Below are 17,009 nucleotides of genomic sequence, written 5' to 3'. Positions count from 1 at the left end.
TCAGCCTCTCGCGAGCAGCGCCACCGGAAGCTCAGCCAGCAGCTCGTCGATCCGAGCCGCTCCACTACCCACAGCGCGCCCGGTCAACACGTCCTGCCAGTCACCGGACGGCAGTACGACGGTCGAGTCGCCCCAACCACCCAGCCGGTGCAGAGCAACCGGCAGCCGGGTTGCCAGCGTGATCACCGCGCCCCCGCGAGCAAACGCGACCGCATGCCCGTTGGACGTCGGCAGCGGCCGGTAGCTCCCCGCAAAGGCCTCGGCGTTCTGCCGGCGCAGCCTGAGCGCCCGAGACGTCACCAGCAACTTCTCGTCAGCCAAGCCCTGAGGAGCGCCACCGCCGTCCAGCCGGGCCAGCCGCTGGATGCGCTCCTCGTAGTCGACCGGGCGCCGGTTGTCCGGGTCGACGAGCGACAGGTCGACCAGCTCGCTGCCCTGGTAGACATCCGGTACGCCGGGCATCGTGAGCTGCACCAGCTTCTGCCCGAGCGTCGCCGCGCGCACGTACGGCGCCTGCGCGTCAGCGAACCGGCGTACGGACTCCAGCAGCTCGGAGTCGCCCAGCACCGCGGTGGCGAAGGCAGCCACGGCCTCCTCGTACTCGCTGTCCGGAGAGGTCCAGCTGGTGTGCCGCTTGCCTTCGCGGATCGCCTTCTGCAGGTAGGCCTGCAGCCGCTCCTCGGCCAGCGGCCCGTCGTCCCACGTCCCGAGCAGGGTCTGCCAGACCAGGTACTCCGTGCTGCCGTCGAGCAGGGGCCCGCGGTAGTCCTCCGACTGCGTCCGCCACGACCGGACCGCCTCGACCCAGGCAGCCGGCTGCTCGGACAGCACACCGAGCCGGGCCCGGACGTCCTCGGACCGTTTGGTGTCGTGCGTCGACAGGGTGGTCATCGTGCGCGGCCAGTGGTCGTTCAGCCGGGCGGCGTACGCGTGGAACTCCTCCGGCGAGACGCCGAAGTGCTCCGGGTCGCCACCGACCTCGTTCAGCGAGCTGAGCCGGAACCACCGGTAGAACGCGGTGTCCTCGACGCCCTTGGCCATCACCGGCCCACAGGTCTGCTGGAACCGCACGATCAGCTCGTGCCGCGCCTGCTCGTCGATCCGGCTGGCCGTCCCGGCCTCCCGGCCGAGCAGCAGGTCGCGGACCAGGTCGAGCGTCTCCTGCTGCTCCTCGTCGAGGTTCCGCCGGGCGAGCTCGGCCACGTGCTCCAGCTCCGCGATCGCCTCGGCCGGCGCCGGCTCACCCGGTACGACGTACGCCCGGTACCGGTCGAAGTTCACCAGCAGCTCGACGACGACCTCGTGGAACGCCCGGCGGGTGTGGTCGCGCAGCCGGACGTCGTCCTGGCAGATCCGGGCCAGCAGCTCGACCAGCCGGTGCACCTCGGCGTACTGGCCGTGCTTCACGATCTCCCGCTTGGCCTCCTCGACCACGGGCGCGAAGTCGGCCGACTCGCCGGTCAGGTCAGCGTGGTACGCCGCCAGCGGTGCGGCTCCGGCCGGGTCGACGAACAGGCCGCCGACCCGCAGCAGCGCGTCGTACCCCGTCGTACCGGCGCAGGGCCAGTCACGCGGCAGCTGCTCGTCGCCCTCGAGGATCTTCTCCACCACGACCCACGCGCCACCGGTCCGCTCGGCCAGGCGGCGCAGGTACCCGCGGGGGTCGGCCAGGCCGTCCGGGTGGTCGATCCGGAAGCCGTGCAGCTTGCCCTCGTGCAGCAGGGCGAACAGCAGCTCGTGCGTCGCCTCGAAGACCTCCTGCGTCTCCACCCGGACAGCAGCCAGAGTGTCGACGTCGAAGAAGCGCCGGTAGTTCAGCTCCTCGTCAGCAACCCGCCAGTGGGCCAGCCGGTACCACTGCTCGGTCACCAGTTCAGCGATCGGCAGGTGCTCGGTGCCAGGGCGCAGCGGGTACTCGTGCTCGTAGTACCGCAGTACTGGCTCGTCACCGCTCCGGTCGACCGACAGCTCGCCGTCGGCCAGCACCTTGCCGATCCGGTTACCCAGCACCGCCATCAGCAGCGGCTGGTTCCCGGAGCCCCAGTCGACGTCGAACCACTCCGCGTACGGCGAGCCAGGCCCGTCCCGCAGCACCGACCAGAGCGCCGCGTTGAGCCGAGCAGGCGTCGGTACGGCGACATGGTTCGGTACGACGTCAGCGATCGCACCCATCCGGTGGTCGGCCAGCTTGGCCGTCAGCCGGTCGAACGCGGGACGCCCACCGGCCGGCTCGGACAACCTGCTGTGGTCCACCACGTCGTACCCGTGGGTCGAACCCGGCGCCGCCTGCAGGATCGGCGACAGGTAGGCGTGCGAGACCCCGAGGTCGTGCAGGTACTCGACCACCCGTGCGGCGTCGTCGAACCCGAAGGCACCGTTGATCTGCAACCGGTACGTCGACAGCGGGATCGCTGTCATCCGGCGGCCTGCCGGGGACGGGTCAGCACGATCGTGCCGTGCGCCTCGATCCGGATCGTGCTGCCGGCCGGGTGGTCGCCCTCCTCTGCGCGACCTGTCGGCCGGATCGTGTCGACCACCACCGACCAGGCCTCGCCGAACTCCTTGGGGGGCAGCAGGAACTCCTGCGACTCGTGGTCGCTGTTCAGCAGGATCAGGAACGAGTCGTCCACCACCGGCTCGCCGCGCGGGTCCGGCTCGGAGATGGCGTCACCGTTGAGGAAGACGGCCACCGCGCGGGCGTCGTCCCGGCTCCAGTCGCCGTCCTGCATCTCCTGACCCTCGGGGGTGAACCAAACCAGGTCGCCGAGCCCGTCGATGCCCTGGTCGCCGTGGAAGAAGCGCCGGCGCCGCAGTACCGGGTGCTCGTTGCGCAGCCGGACCAGGTCGCGGGTGAACTCCAGCAGGTCCTCCTGCTCCTCGTCGAGGTCCCAGTTCACCCAGGCCAGCTCGTTGTCCTGGCAGTACACGTTGTTGTTGCCGCTCTGGGTCCGGCCCAGCTCGTCGCCGTGCGCGAGCATCGGGACGCCCTGCGAGATCAGCAGTGTGGTCAGGAAGTTGCGCTGCTGCTTGGCCCGCAGCCCGCGGACCGCCGCGTCGTCGGTGTCGCCCTCGGCGCCGCAGTTCCAGGAGCGGTTGTGGCTCTCGCCGTCCTTGCCGCCCTCGCCGTTGGCGTCGTTGTGCTTGTCGTTGTACGAGACCAGGTCGCGCAGCGTGAAGCCGTCGTGCGCGGTGACGAAGTTGATGCTGGCCAGCGGGCGGCGGCTGTCGTCCTGGTACAGGTCCGAGGAGCCGGTCAGCCGGGAGGCGAACTCGGCCAGCGTGTACCGCTCGCCGCGCCAGAAGTCGCGCACGGTGTCGCGGTACTTGCCGTTCCACTCCGTCCACAGCGGCGGGAAGTTGCCCACCTGGTAGCCGCCGTCGCCGACGTCCCAGGGCTCGGCGATCAGCTTCACCTGGCTGACCACCGGGTCCTGCTGGACCAGGTCGAAGAACGCCGACAGCCGGTCGACCTCGTGGAACTGACGGGCCAGCGTGGCCGCCAGATCGAAGCGGAAACCGTCGACGTGCATCTCGGTGACCCAGTAGCGCAGCGAGTCCATGATCAGCTGCAGCACGTGCGGGTGCCGCATCAGCAGGCTGTTCCCCGTACCAGTCGTGTCGTAGTAGTGCGACTTGTCCTGGTCCACGAGCCGGTAGTACGCCGCGTTGTCGATGCCCTTGAACGACAGCGTCGGGCCCATCTCGTTGCCCTCGGCGGTGTGGTTGTAGACGACGTCGAGGATCACCTCGATGTCCGCCTCGTGCAGCGCCTGGACCATCGTCTTGAACTCGGTCACCTGCTGACCGCGGGTGCCGTTGGACGAGTAGGCGTTGTGCGGCGCGAAGAAGCCGATCGTGTTGTAGCCCCAGTAGTTCGACAGCCCGCGTTCCTGCAGGTGCCCGTCCTGGGCGAACTGGTGCACCGGCATCAGCTCGACCGCGGTGACGCCGAGCGCCTTCAGGTGGTCGATGATCGCCGGGTGCGCCATCCCGGCGTACGTGCCGCGGATCTCCTCCGGCAGCGCCGGGTGCGTCTTGGTCAGGCCCTTGACGTGCGCCTCGTAGATCACGGTCTCGTGGTACGCGTGCCCCGGCGGCCGGTCGTTGCCCCAGTCGAAGAACGGGTTGGTGACGACCGAGAGCATCGTGCGCTCGCGGTTGTCCATCGTGTTCAGCTCGTCGGGCTTGGCGAACCGGTAGCTGAACAGCGACTCGTCGGCGTCGACCTGCCCGTCGATGGCCTTCGCGTACGGGTCCAGCAACAACTTCGACGGGTTGCAGCGGTGCCCGGCGGCCGGGTCGTACGGGCCGTGCACGCGGTAGCCGTAGCGCTGACCCGGCTGGACCGAGGGGAGGTAGGCGTGCCACACGAAACCATCCACCTCGGTCAGCTGGACCAACTGCTCCGACCCGTCGTCCGCGATCAGTGCCAGGTCAACTTGTTCGGCAACCTCCGAGAAGAGCGCGAAGTTCGTACCGGAACCGTCGTACGTGGCTCCGAGGGGATAGGGACGACCAGGCCATTTCTGCACGCGACGACGGTACCCATCCCTACCCCCATTCGAAGAACGGCGGTGTGTTTTCCCACCGCGAATTCACCTCAGCTGACGACGACCGCCTTGGCGCTACTCACGGTAGTGGCGTGGTCCGCGTCGGCCAGCCAGACGACCCGGTAGTACGACGTACCGCGGGCGGCCGGCTTGATGCTGAACCCGTAGTTGCCGGTCGCGTTGAGCTTCGTCGTCGCTACGGTCGGCCACGCCGTACCGGTCAGGCGCTGCAGGTACGCCGTCGTACCGGGGTGCTGCGGGCGCAGAAAGCCGTAGACCGGGGTGGTGGTGCCCAGCTTGATCGCGGCGGCGAGGTTGACCGTGATGGTCGGCTTGACCTCGATCGTGGCGTTGCCGCTGCGCGAGCCGAGCAGGTCAGGTGACCCGTTGTAGCCCCACGCGTACACCGTCGAGACGGTCGGCTTCTGCACCGACGACGCCTGGCCGGTGCCGTCGGAGGTGACCCGGCCGACCTCGCGCCAGGTGGAGCTGTTCTTGGCTCGTGCGTAGAGCGACAGCGGTACGCCGGCCAGCGAGGCGCCGGAGTCCTTGCGGGTGGCGCGGGTGTAGAGCGTGACGGCGCCGCCGTAGCTGATCGCCGGCGCACTGGCCGCCACGGTCGCTCCGGTGCCGATCAGCACGGTGTCGACGCCCGGACCGATCTTGCCGGTGCTGTCCTTGGCCCACGCGCGGAACGCGTAGCTGGTCGCGTTGGCCAGGCCGGTGGCCGTCGTGGAGGCGGCGGTGCCGGTGTAGACCGCCGTACCGACGTTCGGGAGCGGCGGGGGCGCCGTACCGGTGTTGCGACGGACGATGACCTGGCTGCCGGCCGGCGCGGTCCACTTGAGCGTCGCCGTCGAGTACTGCCCGGTGGCGTCGAACCCGGTGACCGCAGCAGGAGGCGCGGTCAGGTTCACCGCATTGCTGTCGATCTCGATCTCCACGCCACCGTGCGTCTCGAAGTGGTCACCCTGGTACTGGTGGACGCGCTGGCGGTTGGTCCACATGGACGCCGGGATGTACTTGTCGTCGGTGGTGTTGGTGACCATGTTCCAGCGGGCGAACCACAGGTTGTCCGGCCGGGTGTACGCAGTGTTGTTGTAGGCGCTGGCCAGGTCGACCCCACCGGAGGCCGCTGCGACGTACGCGCCCCCGACGTAACCGCGGGTGTTCAGTTCGAGCGTCCAGCCACTCAGGTAGGACAGCACCGCGGCCTTGCAGGCAGCGGTGGAGGTGTAGGCCTCGATGTCGCTGTAGATCGCGCTGCGCTGGGCGAACCCGAGCAGCTGGGCGGAGGCAACCGCGTTGGCGGCAGCGGTCCGGCCCTGCGCGCGGGCGGTGGCCGGGTCGGCCGACATCCGGCTGGAGAGGTTGCTGCAGGGAGCCTGCAGGCCGACGTCGATCAGCAGGAACTGCCAGCCCTTGGCGGCGTTCGCGCCGACCCAGGCCGGGGTCAGGTTCGGCTGGGCGCAGGCGCGGCGCTCACCGCTGATGTAGATGCCCACGGCCTTGTAGCCGGAGTTCGGGTACAGCCAGGCGTCCATGGCGGTCTGGCTGGGCGCCGTACAGGTGTCGAAGGCGAAGCCGCCCTGCAGGTTGCCAGTGGCAACCACAGACGGGGTGGCGGCAGCAGCACGAGGCTGAGCGAGCCGGGTCGCCTTGGAGGTCACCCGGCCGGTGCTGAGCACCTCGCGAGCGGCCTGGTCCCCACCGGCGTTGTAGTACGCCGTCGCGAGCACACCGGCGTCAGCTACCGCCTGCTGGAGCTCGCCAGGGGTGGAACGGGCAGTCCTGGTCAGCGGCTCCAGGACGAGGCCCTGGCTCCGGCCGGTCAGGTGCGCCGGGCAGTCTGCCTGGGCGGCGCTCTTGCCCAGGTAGACCGCCGGGCGGTCGAAACGTACGCAGGCGGTCGGGTCCTTGGCCAGGTCGACGACCTGCCAGTCGGCCGGCACCGTCACCTCGTAGCCGCGGTACTCGACGGTCTTGTCCCCCGCGGCCTGCGCGGGCAGTGCGCCCGTCGCAAGTACCGCAAAGGGCACAACGATCTTCCACAACCTCACAAAGAACTCCTCACAGGGCAGGCGGCCGCCGTGAGTATTTCAGAGCGACCCGGCCTAACGCCTGCGTATTGCTACTTACTGCACATCACCTTCACAGGATGTACCGATCGCCCGGCCGGACGATCCGCAGCCAGCGGCTCCCGTGCGGCTCCAGCTCGAGCTGGACGGTCCCGTCCTCCGCGACCTCCGTCGTACCGGGCTGGAGCAGGTCGACTGCCTGTACGCCGACGCCTGAGCCCGCGACCGCCAGGGTGACGGTGGCGGAGTCGGAGGAGAAGTTGTGGGCGGTGATGACGCAGCCGCCCTCGCACTCCGAGCGGTGTGCCAGCACGGTCGGTGACTCGTGCTCCAGCACCGTGCAGTCACCCCAGGACAGCTCCGGGGTCTCCCGGTAGCGCTGGATCAGCAGCTTGATCCAGTTGAGCAGGGAGTCCGGATCGCGGCGCTGGGCGGCGACGTTGACGTGCTCCGGGGACAGGTCGCCGGTGACGACCTGACCGGCCAGGTCCGCCGCGTCGGCAGTCGAGAAGCCGCCGTTGACCGAGTCGGTCCACTGCATCGGAGTCCGTACGGCGGTGCGGCCCTCCATGGCCAGGTTCTCGCCCATACCGATCTCCTCGCCGTAGAACAGCACGGGCGTACCGGGCAGCGAGAAGAGCAGGCTGTAGACCATGCGGAGTCGCGCCGGATCGTTGTCCAGCATCGGAGGCAGCCGCCGGCGCAGTCCGCGATCGTAGAGCTGCATGTCCTTGTCGGGGCCGAACGCGGCGAACACCTCGGCCCGCTCGTCGTCGGTGAGCTTGTCCAGCGTCAGCTCGTCGTGGTTGCGCACGAACGTGCCCCACTGCGCCTCCTCCGGCGGAGCCGGCCGCTCGCGGATCGCCTTGACCAGCTCGGCCGGGTCCTGCCGGGCCAGCGACAGGTACATCTTCTGCATCCCGATGAAGTCGAAGCACATGGTCAGCTCGTCGCCGTCCTCGTCCCCGAAGAACTCCCGCGTCTCCTTGTACGGCAGGTTGACCTCACCGAGCAGCACCGCCTGACCACTGCGCCGGTTCATGAACGCCCGCAGGTCCCGCAGGTAGTCGTGCGGGTCCGCCAGGCTCTCCGGGTCCGCCGCCCCCTTGGTGTCGAGCAGGAACGGTACGGCGTCCACCCGGAACCCGGAGATCCCCAGCTGCAGCCAGAAGCCGATCACCCGGATGATCTCGTCCCGCACCTCCGGGTTGGTGATGTCCAGGTCGGGCTGGTGCTTGTAGAACTGGTGCAGGTAGTACTGCCCGGCCTGCTCGTCGTACTGCCACAGGCTGGTCTCCTGGTCCGGGAAGACGATGCCCTCGGCCGCGTCCTCCGGCGGCTGGTCCCGCCAGACGTACCAGTCCCGGTACGGCGACTCGCGCGACTGCCGCGCGCTCTGGAACCACGGGTGCTGGTCGGAGGTGTGGTTGACCACCAGGTCGGCGATCACGCGCATGCCACGGTCCTGTGCCAGCGTGATCAGCTCGACCAGGTCGCCGTGGGTGCCGAGGCGCGGGTCGACGCCGTAGAAGTCGGTGATGTCGTAGCCGTCGTCGCGGTCCGGCGTCGGGTAGAACGGCATCAGCCACAGACAGGTGACGCCCAGCTCGGCCAGGTGGTCGCTCCGCTGCGACAGGCCGCGGATGTCACCCCGGCCGTCGCCGTCGGTGTCGAAGAAGGTCTCGATGTCCAGGCAGTAGACGACGGCGTTCTTCCACCAGATGTCGGCGGTCTCGGTCAACCTCACGGGCTGGTCACCTCCAGCTGCGGCAGCACCTTCGCGCCGAACGTGTCGACGAACTCCGTCTGCTCCTGGCCGACGTGGTGCAGGTAGATCGCGTCGAGGCCCAGTTCGGCGTACTGGTTGAGCCACTCCGCGTGGCGGCCCGGGTCGGACGAGACGTGCACGGTCTTGTGCATCGCCTCCGGCGGCACGTGCTCGGCGGCCAGGTCGAATGCCTCGGCGGTGTCGGTGTCCCAGCAGAACGGCGGCGGGAACACGTTGCTGCGCCACTGGTCGTGGGCGATCGCCAGCGCCTCCTCGTCGGTGCCCGCGTAGCTCAGATGCACCTGCAGGCAGACCTTTCCGCGTCCACCGGCGTCCTTGTACGCCGCGATCAGGCGGCGCAGGGTGTCGTGGTCGGCGTTGACGGTGATCAGGCCGTCGGCCCAGCCGGCGCACCACTTCGCCGTACGCTCTGAGACTGCTGCGCCGAGCAGTGCGGGGACCTCGGTCGGGAGCGTCCAGAGCCGAGCCCGGTCAACCGTCACCAGGCCGTCCTGGCTGACCTCGTCGCCCCGCAGGAGCCGGCGCATCACGTCGACCGCCTGCTCGAGCCGCTCGGTCCGCTGCTCCTTGCGGGGCCAGCGCTCGCCGGTGATGTGCTCGTTGCTGGCCTCGCCGGTGCCGAGCGCGGCCCAGAACCGGCCGGGGTACATGGAGGCGAGTGTGCTGATCGCCTGCGCGATGATCGCCGGGTGGTAGCGCTGGCCGGGTGCGTTGACCACGCCAAAGGTCAGGTTGGTCGCCTGCAGTGCCGCACCGAGCCATGACCAGGCAAAGCCCGACTCGTTCTGGCGAATGCTCCAAGGGCTGAAGTGGTCCGAGCACATCGCCGCGGTGAAGCCGGCTTGCTCCGCCCGCACCACCGCTTGCAGCAGGTCGGCGGGCGGGACCTGTTCGTGCGAGGCGTGAAAGCCGTAGACAGTCATACGTCCCCGTGCCCCTGCAGAGTCGCCGCCACACGTGCAGGTTTCCGGCGCGTGGGTACCCCGGGACGTGTGGGAATCACACTGGCCCTGCTCTCCGCACTGTCGTTCGGCCTGTCCGACTTCGCCGCCGGCCTGGCTGCTCGCAAGTTGCACAGCGCGGTGGTGGTGTTCGTCGGACAGCTGTGCGGCGTACTGATCGTGCTGACTCTGGCGCTGAACGTCGAGGCGCCGTCGGTGAGTGGGAGCGCGCTGGGGTGGGGTGCGTTGTCCGGTGTGGGCACTGGGCTGGGCGCCGCGTTCCTGTTCCAGGCGATGGCAGTCGGACGGTTCAGCATCGTGGTGCCGCTGAGCGACGTCGCTGGGGTGGCGATCCCGATTCTGATCGGCGTGACGCTGCTGGACGACCAGATCGGGCTAGCTGCCTGGTGTGGCTTCGCAGTGGCGATTCCGGCGCTCTGGTTGATGACCAGCGCCGACGGGCCTCGTGGTGGGACTACGGACGGCGCTCGGTGGGCTCTGCTGTCGGGTGCCGCGTTTGCCTTGCAGTACGTCGCTTTGGCGCGTGCGAACGAGGCGGCCGGGCTCTGGCCGCTGCTGCTCAACCGGGTGGTCGCCGTACTGACTGTGGCTCCGTTGGCCGTACGGCGGGAGCGGCTGCGGATGAGTCGGCGCTCGGCTGGGCTGGCGGTGGCCTCAGGTGTGCTGGGGACTGCGGCGATCTCGGCGTTCCTGCTGTCGACCCGGGCAGAGGCGTTGTCGATCAGCGTCGTACTGACGTCGCTCTACCCGGCTGTGCCGGTCGTGCTCGGGCTGACCTTCCTGCACGAGCGGCTGAACCGCCGGCAGGTGCTAGGGCTGGGGTGTGCTGTTGCGACGGTCCTGCTGGTTTCGCTGTGAGTTGGCGTTGGCTGCCTCGACGAGGGCGGCGGCTACCTGGCGGAGTTTGAGGTTGCTGGACTGGGACAGGCGGGTCAGGAAGGCGAAGGCTCGGTCGGCGTCGAGGGTGTAGCGCTCCATGACGATGCCGACGGCCTGGCCGATCACGTTGCGGGTCGAGAGGGCCTCGGACATCGTCTCGTCCTGCTTGGCCCAGCCCATCGCCACCGCGACCTGGCCGGCGAACAGACTGCCGAGGTGCACCGAGTCCTGGTCGATGCCATAGGGCTCGGTGGAGTACAGGTTGAGCGCGCCGCGCGCGTGCGGGTCGGCGCGGAACTGGAACGCGAGGTGAGCGCCGAGACCGAGCGCGGCGGCCTTCGGCCCGAAGGTCGGCCAGCGGGAGTCGGTGGCCAGGTCGCCGACCATCACCACCGGCTCGCCCAGCGCGGCGTCGACGCACGGGCCTTCGTGCAGGTCGTACTGGAGCTGGTCGGCCCTCGAAGCCAGCGGACCGGTCGGCGCGATGGTGTCGATTCGGCCGTCCTTGCGGGTCAGCGAGATGCTCACCTCGGCGATCCCGGGCACAGTGCCGGCGGCGCTCTCGGTGATCACCTGGAGCGTCTGCTCGAGATCCCCGGACGACTGCATCGAGGCGGCAACCTCCGCCATCACGTCCGCCAACTGCCCCAAGTCCGCCGACTCGACCCGCACCGACTCCATCACTTCCCCCTCCCAACCAGCCCTACCCGCCAGTCTGCCCCACCCACCCCGAAAAGGCGCTGGCTACTTCCCCGCGCGGGGGCCGCGGCGGGTGAGGGTGTGGGTGCCGTCGCAGAGGGGCTTCAGCGCGGACCGGCCGCAGCGGCACAGGGCGATGGTGCCTCGCTGGGGCGTGATCTCCTCGCCGTTCTCGTCCTGCAGGGTGAAATCGCCGCGGACGATCAGGGGGCCGTCGGGGTAGGCGCGGATCACGGAGTCGCTCATGGCCCTCCGGTACCCGGCATGAATCGGGGTACCGGGGAACCCGATGGTTCAAAGGAGCACTTGATGCAATTACCACCCCCTCGCGGGCCCCTCAGTGGTTGGGTGATCGACCGCCTCCGCGGTGCCGACCAGCCCGCGCCGGACGCGATCCCCGAGCTCGACGACGACTTCCAGCTCGCGCTCTGGTGCTGCTACGAGTTGCACTACCGCGGCTTCGACGGCATCGCCCCCGACGCCGACTGGGACCCGCAGATCCTCGCCTTCCGCGCCGAGCTCGAGAAACCCTTCACCAGTTGGCTCCAGCAGCTCACCAAACAGGAGCGCTCGGCAACCACCCCGGTCGCCGACCAGCTCCGCCAACTGATCGACGAGGACGACGGCCCGTCGCTCGCGGCGTACCTCCATCGGCATGCCACCCGCGACCAGTTCCGCGAGTTCCTCCTGAACCGCTCGGTCTACCAGCTCAAGGAAGCCGACCCGCACAGCTACGGCATCCCCCGCCTGGACGGCGCCGTGAAGGCTGCCCTCGTGGAGATCCAGGCCGACGAGTACGGCGGCGGCCGCGCCGACCGCATGCACGCCGAGCTCTTCCGTACGACGATGCGCTGGCTCGACCTCGACGACACGTACGGCCGCTACGTCCCGGACGTCCCCGGCGTCACCCTCGCGCTGTCCAACGCGATGTCCCTCTTCGCCCTGCACAGCCGCTGGACCGGCGCCTTGCTCGGCCACCTGGCCGCGCTGGAGATGACGTCCACCCTGCCGAATCGCCGCTACGCCAGCGGCGCCGCACGGCTCGGCGCGACCGAGGAACAGGCCCGCTACTTCACCGAGCACGTCGAAGCGGACGCCGTCCACGAACAGATCGCGGCGCACGACCTCTGCGGCCAGTACGCCGAGGAGAACCCGGACAAGATCCCCGACATCCTCTTTGGCGCCGCCTGCTGCCTCGCGCTCGACAACCTGGTCGCCGAGCACCTCCTGACGACCTGGCACGCTGGACAGCAACGACAGGTCGCCGGCTGACCCGGTCGCCTACCGCAATCGGACGCACACAGAGAGTACGTTCGTAGGCATGTTGAAGCGAGCCGCGGCAATCGCCGGCGTACTGGTCCTCACGATCTCGGGGGTCGCGACCGCGGCCACCCACCAGCCCGGGCAGGACCGGACGGACCGAAGTCTGATCGTCGGCGGCACACTCGCGGCATTGTCGGAGGCGCCGTGGGCGATCGCGCTGACCAACTCGCGGTCCGCCAACGACAGCGGCCGCTGGTGCGGCGGCGCGCTGGTCCGGCCGAACAAGGTGCTGACCGCCGCGCACTGCATGACCAAGCCGATCGGCACCTACACCGTCGTCCAGGGCCGCGCCGAGCTGCTCGACACTCGCGGCGGCCGTACGTCCCAGGTCAGCAACGTCTGGATCCACCCCGGGTACGACGACAAGCTCAACCGCAACGACTTCGCCGTACTGACGCTCAGCACGCCGATCACCGGCGTCCCGCTGATCGCCCTGGAGACCAACCCGAAGGCCGACCGCAAGGGCGCCGTCCCGACCGTCTTCGGCTGGGGCGACACCCAGAACACCGGCCCCTCCGACACCTTCCACAAGCTCGCCGTCCCCGACCTCGGCGACGCCACCTGCCTCGGCAACTCCGAGTACGTCGACAACGGCTACGCCGCCGCCAACAACATCTGCGCCGGCTACCTGAACGGCGGCAAAGACGCCTGCCAGGGCGACTCCGGCGGCCCCCTCGTCCTCAACGGCCGCCTCCTCGGCACCGTCTCCTGGGGCAAAGGCTGCGCAGAAAAGGGCTACCCCGGCGTCTACGCCGAAGTAGCCCCGGCCGTGAAGGCCCTCAAGGCCCAGTTCAGCAAGTGATCCGGGACAGCTTCGTCAATCGGTAACAATACTGACGAGTCCGGTGTCAGTCGGTCACTGATCCGATATCGGGCGGAAACGCCATGTCATTACCTTCCTGAGCAGCTACCCCCAGAGCTGCTCAGTGAGGAGATGGCATGGCGCAGTCCAGAAGGCAGTTCCTCCAGCACGTCGGCATCACCGGAGGCGCCGGTGTGATGTATTCCGCGATGGGCGCACTCGGCCTGACCGGTGCCGCCGAGACCCCCGCGTACGCCGCCCCGACGCGGATCGAGCTGAACGGCCGCGGCCGCAAGCACGTGGTGATCCTCGGCGCGGGCATCGCCGGCCTGACCTCGGCGTACGAACTCCGCAAGGCCGGCTACCAGGTGACGCTGCTGGAAGCCCGCAAGCGTCCCGGCGGACGGAACTGGACGGTCCGCAACGGGACCGTCGAGAAGGACCTGCACGGCAACACCCAGACGGCCCGGTTCTCGCCCGGCCAGTACATGAACGCCGGCCCCGGCCGGATCCCGCAGCACCACGTGACGCTCGACTACTGCCGCGAGCTCGGCGTCGCGATCGAACCGTTCGTCAACCAGAACGCCGACGCCTACCTGTACCGCGAGGGCACCACAGCCCTGTCGAACAAGGCTGTTCGGCATCGCACCGCCAAGGCCGACGTCTACGGCTACGTGTCCGAGCTGCTCGCCAAGGCCACCGACCAGGGCGCGCTCGACGCGGCGCTGACCGCGACCGACAAGGACGCGCTGATCAGCTTCCTGCGCAGCTTCGGCGCGATCGGGGCGAAGACCGACGGCTTCGTCTACACCGGCACCGACGGGCGGCGCGGGTACGTCGTGGAGCCCGGTGCCGGACTCGAGGGCGGCACCACCGCCACGCCGTACGGGCTGAGCGATGTGCTGGCCAGCGGGGTCGGGAACTACTTCTCGTTCGAGTTCGGCTGGGACCAGGCGATGATGATGTTCCAGCCGGTCGGCGGGATGGACCGGATCCCGTACGCGTTCGAGCAGGCGATCGGCCGGGACAAGTTCGTGTACGGCGCGAAGGTGCTCGGCCTGCACAACACCTCCGACGGCGTCACCGTCGTCTACAGCACCGGGTCGCGGCCGCGCGAACTGAAGGCCGACTTCGCCATCTGCGCGCTGCCGCCGCACATCGCCGCGACCGTCCCGTCCAACCTGCCCGAGAACATCCTGGCCGCGCTGCGCTACGCCCGGCCGACCAACGCCGGCAAGATCGGCATCGAGTACGGCCGCCGCTGGTGGGAGCAGGACCACCGGATCTACGGCGGCATCACCAACAGCAACCTCGACCTGGTCAACACCTGGTACCCGTCGAGCGGCTTCCACGGCGACAAGGGCACGGTGATCGGCTACTACAACACCGGCGCCAACGCGACGGCGTACGGCGCACTGAGCCCCGCTGCCCGGCTCGCGCGAGCCGTTGCCCAAGGCACCAAGATCCACGGCGACGTGTACGGGCAGCAGATCAAGGCGTCGTTCTCGGTCGACTGGGCCGGCACCGAGCACTCCCGCGGCTCCTGGGTCGGCTGGCCGTCCCAGACCGACGGCACGTACGCCGACCTGCTCGATGCCACCGGCAACATCTACTTCGCCGGCGACCACCTCAGCCACACCATCGCCTGGCAGCACGGCGCGATGGTCTCCGCCCGGGCCACCGTGACCGCCCTCCACCAGAGAGTGACCAGCCGATGAAACGCAAGCTGCTCGCCGGCGTCACCGTCCTCGCCATCACCTTCACCGCTGGCGCATCCACCGCCAACGGCTGGTGGGACCGCCCCAAGCCGCCCCGCCCGGGCACCGTCGTACCGGTCCTGCCGGCCGGCCAGGCCAACCCGATGATCGCCAACGGCGTCGGCATCGGGGCGAACACCGCCACCTACAAGACCTCCGGCCTCGGCCCGTCCGCGCTGAACACCGGCGCCCCCGCGGGCAGTGAGTCGTCGTACGTCGACACCGCGGTCTTTCCCGACGGCACCTTGCCCGCCGGGGTGACGATCACCGAGGCGCAGGGCATCAACGCCCTGCGCCGGATCGGTGAGAACCTCAAAGCCGCCGGGCTCTCGTACGACGACGTCTACACGATGCGGGTCTTCCTGCAGAACCCGTCCGGCGCGGCCGCCGCCGACTTCGCCGGCTGGAACCGGGCCTACCGGCAGTACTTCGCCAACACCGACCTGACCACCGGGAAATACATCCCGGTCCCGCTCGGAACGGCCGCGCCCGCCAAACCCTTCGTGGTCAACAAGGCCCGGCCGTCCCGCTTCGCGCTGGAGATCGAGAACCTCCCGGTCTCCGGCTGGCTGGTCGAAGTGGAGGTCGACGCTGCCTACGGCATGCGCTCGTAGGCGGGCAGGGTGAGGAAGTCGGCGTAGTCGTCGGCGATCGCGACCTCCAGGAAGGTCTCGCGGGCATCGGCGTACGCCGTGGGGTCGTCGCCGAGTTTGGCGATCTCCTCGTCGGCGATGGTGGTGACTAGCTCCGCCGTCACTACAGAGCCGGTGTCGAGGACTACCGCGTTGCGGCGCCACTGCCAGATCTGGGAGCGGGAGATCTCGGCGGTGGCGGCGTCCTCCATCAGGTTGAAGATGCCGACGGCGCCGGTGCCCTTGAGCCAGGCCGCCAGGTACTGGACGGCGACGCTGATGTTGTTGCGCAGGCCGGCCTCGGTGACCTCGCCGGGGGTGCCGGCGACGTCGAGGAGCTGGTCGACGGTGACCGTGACGTCGTCGCGGAGCTTGTCGAGCTGGTTCGGCGACGAGCCGAGGACCTTGTCGAAGACCTCCCGGCAGGTGTCGACCATGCCGGGGTGCGCGACCCACGAGCCGTCGAAGCCGTCGCCGGCTTCGCGGGTCTTGTCGGCCTCGACCTTGGCGAAGGCCTGCTCGTTCACCGCCGGGTCCTTGCTCGGGATGAACGCCGCCATCCCGCCGATCGCGTGCGCGCCGCGCTTGTGGCAGGTCCGGACCAGGAGCTCGGTGTACGCCCGCATGAACGGCACGGTCATCGTGACGCTGTTGCGGTCCGGCAGCTGGAAGTCCGCGCCGCGGGTCCGGTAGGTCTTGATCACGCTGAACATGAAGTCCCAGCGGCCCGCGTTCAGCCCGGCCGAGTGCTCGCGCAGCTCGTACAGGATCTCCTCCATCTCGAACGCCGCCGGGTACGTCTCGATCAGGACCGTGGCCCGGATCGTGCCGCGCGGGATGCCGAGGAACTCCTGCGCCAGCACGAACGCGTCGTTCCACAGCCGCGCCTCGAGGTGCGACTCCATCTTCGGCAGGTAGAAGTACGGCCCCTGGCCGCGGTCGAGCTGGAGCTGTCCGCACGCGGTCAGGTAGAGCGCGAAGTCGACCAGCGCGCCGGACGTCCGCTCGCCATCGACCAGCAGGTGCTTCTCCGGCAGGTGCCAGCCGCGCGGCCGGACCACGATGGTCGCCAGCTCGTCGTCCGGCTTCAGCGCGTACGACTTGCCGGCGTCGCTGGTGAAGTCGATCTTGCGCGTGATCGCGTCGAGCAGGTTGAGCTGCCCGCCGATCACGTTCTCCCACAGCGGCGTGTTCGCGTCCTCGTGGTCGGCCAGCCAGACCTTCGCGCCGGAGTTCAGCGCGTTGATCGTCATCTTCTGGTCGGTCGGCCCGGTGATCTCCACCCGCCGGTCGACCAGTCCCGGCGCCGGCTCGGCGACCCGCCAGTCCGGGTCCTCCCGTACGGCGGCGGTCTCGGCCAGGAAGCCGAGCGACCCACCCGCCGCGATCTCCTCGACCCGGGCGCGGCGCCGCTCCAGCAGCTCCAGGCGGCGCGGGTTGAGCGCGCGGTGCAGCTGCTCGACCAGTGCGAGCGCCCGCTCGCTCAGGATCTCTTCGTACCGCTCGTGCATCGGTCCCGTGACCTCGACTGCCACCAG

General features: G+C 69.4%; 13 protein-coding genes. 5 read left to right on the top strand and 8 right to left on the bottom strand.

Annotated features, from left to right (window positions below; all coding sequences use genetic code 11):
* From treY to ACYVIO_RS10225, 5 genes are all read right to left on the bottom strand, one after another.
* Complete coding sequence (gene treY, locus ACYVIO_RS10245; RefSeq protein WP_460650432.1) at positions 1–2,418, bottom strand: malto-oligosyltrehalose synthase; 2,418 nt, start codon at positions 2,416–2,418, stop codon at positions 1–3.
* Positions 2,415–4,532 (bottom strand): glycogen debranching protein GlgX, encoded by a 2,118-nt coding sequence (gene glgX, locus ACYVIO_RS10240; protein ID WP_460650431.1) that lies wholly within the window; start codon positions 4,530–4,532, stop codon positions 2,415–2,417. Before glgX ends, treY begins: the two co-directional genes overlap by 4 nt.
* A 68-nt stretch (positions 4,533–4,600) precedes the next feature.
* On the bottom strand, positions 4,601–6,610 hold the full coding sequence (locus ACYVIO_RS10235) for a DUF1906 domain-containing protein (protein WP_460650430.1): 2,010 nt from the start codon (positions 6,608–6,610) through the stop codon (positions 4,601–4,603).
* Positions 6,611–6,701: 91 nt separating this feature from the next.
* Complete coding sequence (locus tag ACYVIO_RS10230) at positions 6,702–8,375, bottom strand: alpha-amylase family protein (protein WP_460650429.1); 1,674 nt, start codon at positions 8,373–8,375, stop codon at positions 6,702–6,704.
* Positions 8,372–9,340: a TIGR03885 family FMN-dependent LLM class oxidoreductase gene (locus tag ACYVIO_RS10225; RefSeq protein WP_460650428.1), complete on the bottom strand. Its 969-nt coding sequence runs from the start codon at positions 9,338–9,340 to the stop codon at positions 8,372–8,374. The genes ACYVIO_RS10230 and ACYVIO_RS10225 overlap by 4 nt, the downstream gene beginning before the upstream one ends.
* A gap of 69 nt (positions 9,341–9,409) precedes the next feature.
* Here ACYVIO_RS10225 and ACYVIO_RS10220 point away from each other — a divergent pair, with 69 nt between their 5' ends.
* Positions 9,410–10,237, top strand: a complete 828-nt coding sequence (locus tag ACYVIO_RS10220; protein WP_460650427.1) for an EamA family transporter — start codon at positions 9,410–9,412, stop codon at positions 10,235–10,237.
* On the opposite strand, the gene ACYVIO_RS10215 is transcribed toward ACYVIO_RS10220, so the two are convergent.
* Together ACYVIO_RS10215 and ACYVIO_RS10210 are read right to left on the bottom strand one after the other, a co-directional pair.
* Complete coding sequence (locus ACYVIO_RS10215; protein WP_460650426.1) at positions 10,190–10,939, bottom strand: GAF and ANTAR domain-containing protein; 750 nt, start codon at positions 10,937–10,939, stop codon at positions 10,190–10,192. The genes ACYVIO_RS10220 and ACYVIO_RS10215 overlap by 48 nt on opposite strands.
* A 63-nt stretch (positions 10,940–11,002) precedes the next feature.
* A complete protein-coding gene (locus ACYVIO_RS10210) occupies positions 11,003–11,203 on the bottom strand; it encodes a CDGSH iron-sulfur domain-containing protein (protein WP_460650425.1) in 201 nt (66 codons plus the stop codon).
* A gap of 102 nt (positions 11,204–11,305) precedes the next feature.
* Between ACYVIO_RS10210 and ACYVIO_RS10205 the strand changes: the two genes are divergently transcribed.
* The 4 genes from ACYVIO_RS10205 (at position 11,306) to ACYVIO_RS10190 (ending at position 15,453) form a co-directional block, all read left to right on the top strand.
* The gene (locus tag ACYVIO_RS10205; RefSeq protein ID WP_460650424.1) at positions 11,306–12,229 is read left to right on the top strand and encodes an iron-containing redox enzyme family protein; all 924 of its coding nucleotides are present in this window, start codon (positions 11,306–11,308) and stop codon (positions 12,227–12,229) included.
* A gap of 49 nt (positions 12,230–12,278) precedes the next feature.
* Positions 12,279–13,082, top strand: a complete 804-nt coding sequence (locus ACYVIO_RS10200; RefSeq protein WP_460650423.1) for a S1 family peptidase — start codon at positions 12,279–12,281, stop codon at positions 13,080–13,082.
* A gap of 137 nt (positions 13,083–13,219) precedes the next feature.
* Entirely contained in the window at positions 13,220–14,800 is a 1,581-nt protein-coding gene (locus ACYVIO_RS10195) for a flavin monoamine oxidase family protein (protein ID WP_460650422.1), read from the top strand.
* Positions 14,797–15,453, top strand: a complete 657-nt coding sequence (locus ACYVIO_RS10190) for a Rid family hydrolase (RefSeq protein ID WP_460650421.1) — start codon at positions 14,797–14,799, stop codon at positions 15,451–15,453. The genes ACYVIO_RS10195 and ACYVIO_RS10190 overlap by 4 nt, the downstream gene beginning before the upstream one ends.
* Here the strand turns inward: ACYVIO_RS10190 and aceB are convergent.
* Positions 15,435–17,006, bottom strand: coding sequence for a malate synthase A (gene aceB / locus ACYVIO_RS10185; protein ID WP_460650420.1), 1,572 nt, complete (start codon positions 17,004–17,006; stop codon positions 15,435–15,437). The two genes, ACYVIO_RS10190 and aceB, sit on opposite strands and share 19 nt — an antisense overlap.
* Positions 17,007–17,009 lie beyond the last annotated feature (3 nt).

This window comes from Kribbella endophytica (assembly GCF_054781295.1).
This window is presented reverse-complemented; position numbering and strand designations above follow the sequence as displayed.

Excerpts from the sequence above, each read along its gene's own strand:
- treY (WP_460650432.1), bottom strand. The coding sequence starts at position 2,418 with ATGACAGCGATCCCGCTGTCGACGTACCGGTTGCAGATCAACGGTGCC.
- ACYVIO_RS10225 (WP_460650428.1), bottom strand. The coding sequence starts at position 9,340 with ATGACTGTCTACGGCTTTCACGCCTCGCACGAACAGGTCCCGCCCGCC.
- ACYVIO_RS10215 (WP_460650426.1), bottom strand. The coding sequence starts at position 10,939 with ATGGAGTCGGTGCGGGTCGAGTCGGCGGACTTGGGGCAGTTGGCGGAC.
- ACYVIO_RS10210 (WP_460650425.1), bottom strand. The coding sequence starts at position 11,203 with ATGAGCGACTCCGTGATCCGCGCCTACCCCGACGGCCCCCTGATCGTC.
- ACYVIO_RS10200 (WP_460650423.1), top strand. The coding sequence starts at position 12,279 with ATGTTGAAGCGAGCCGCGGCAATCGCCGGCGTACTGGTCCTCACGATC.
- ACYVIO_RS10195 (WP_460650422.1), top strand. The coding sequence starts at position 13,220 with ATGGCGCAGTCCAGAAGGCAGTTCCTCCAGCACGTCGGCATCACCGGA.
- ACYVIO_RS10190 (WP_460650421.1), top strand. The coding sequence starts at position 14,797 with ATGAAACGCAAGCTGCTCGCCGGCGTCACCGTCCTCGCCATCACCTTC.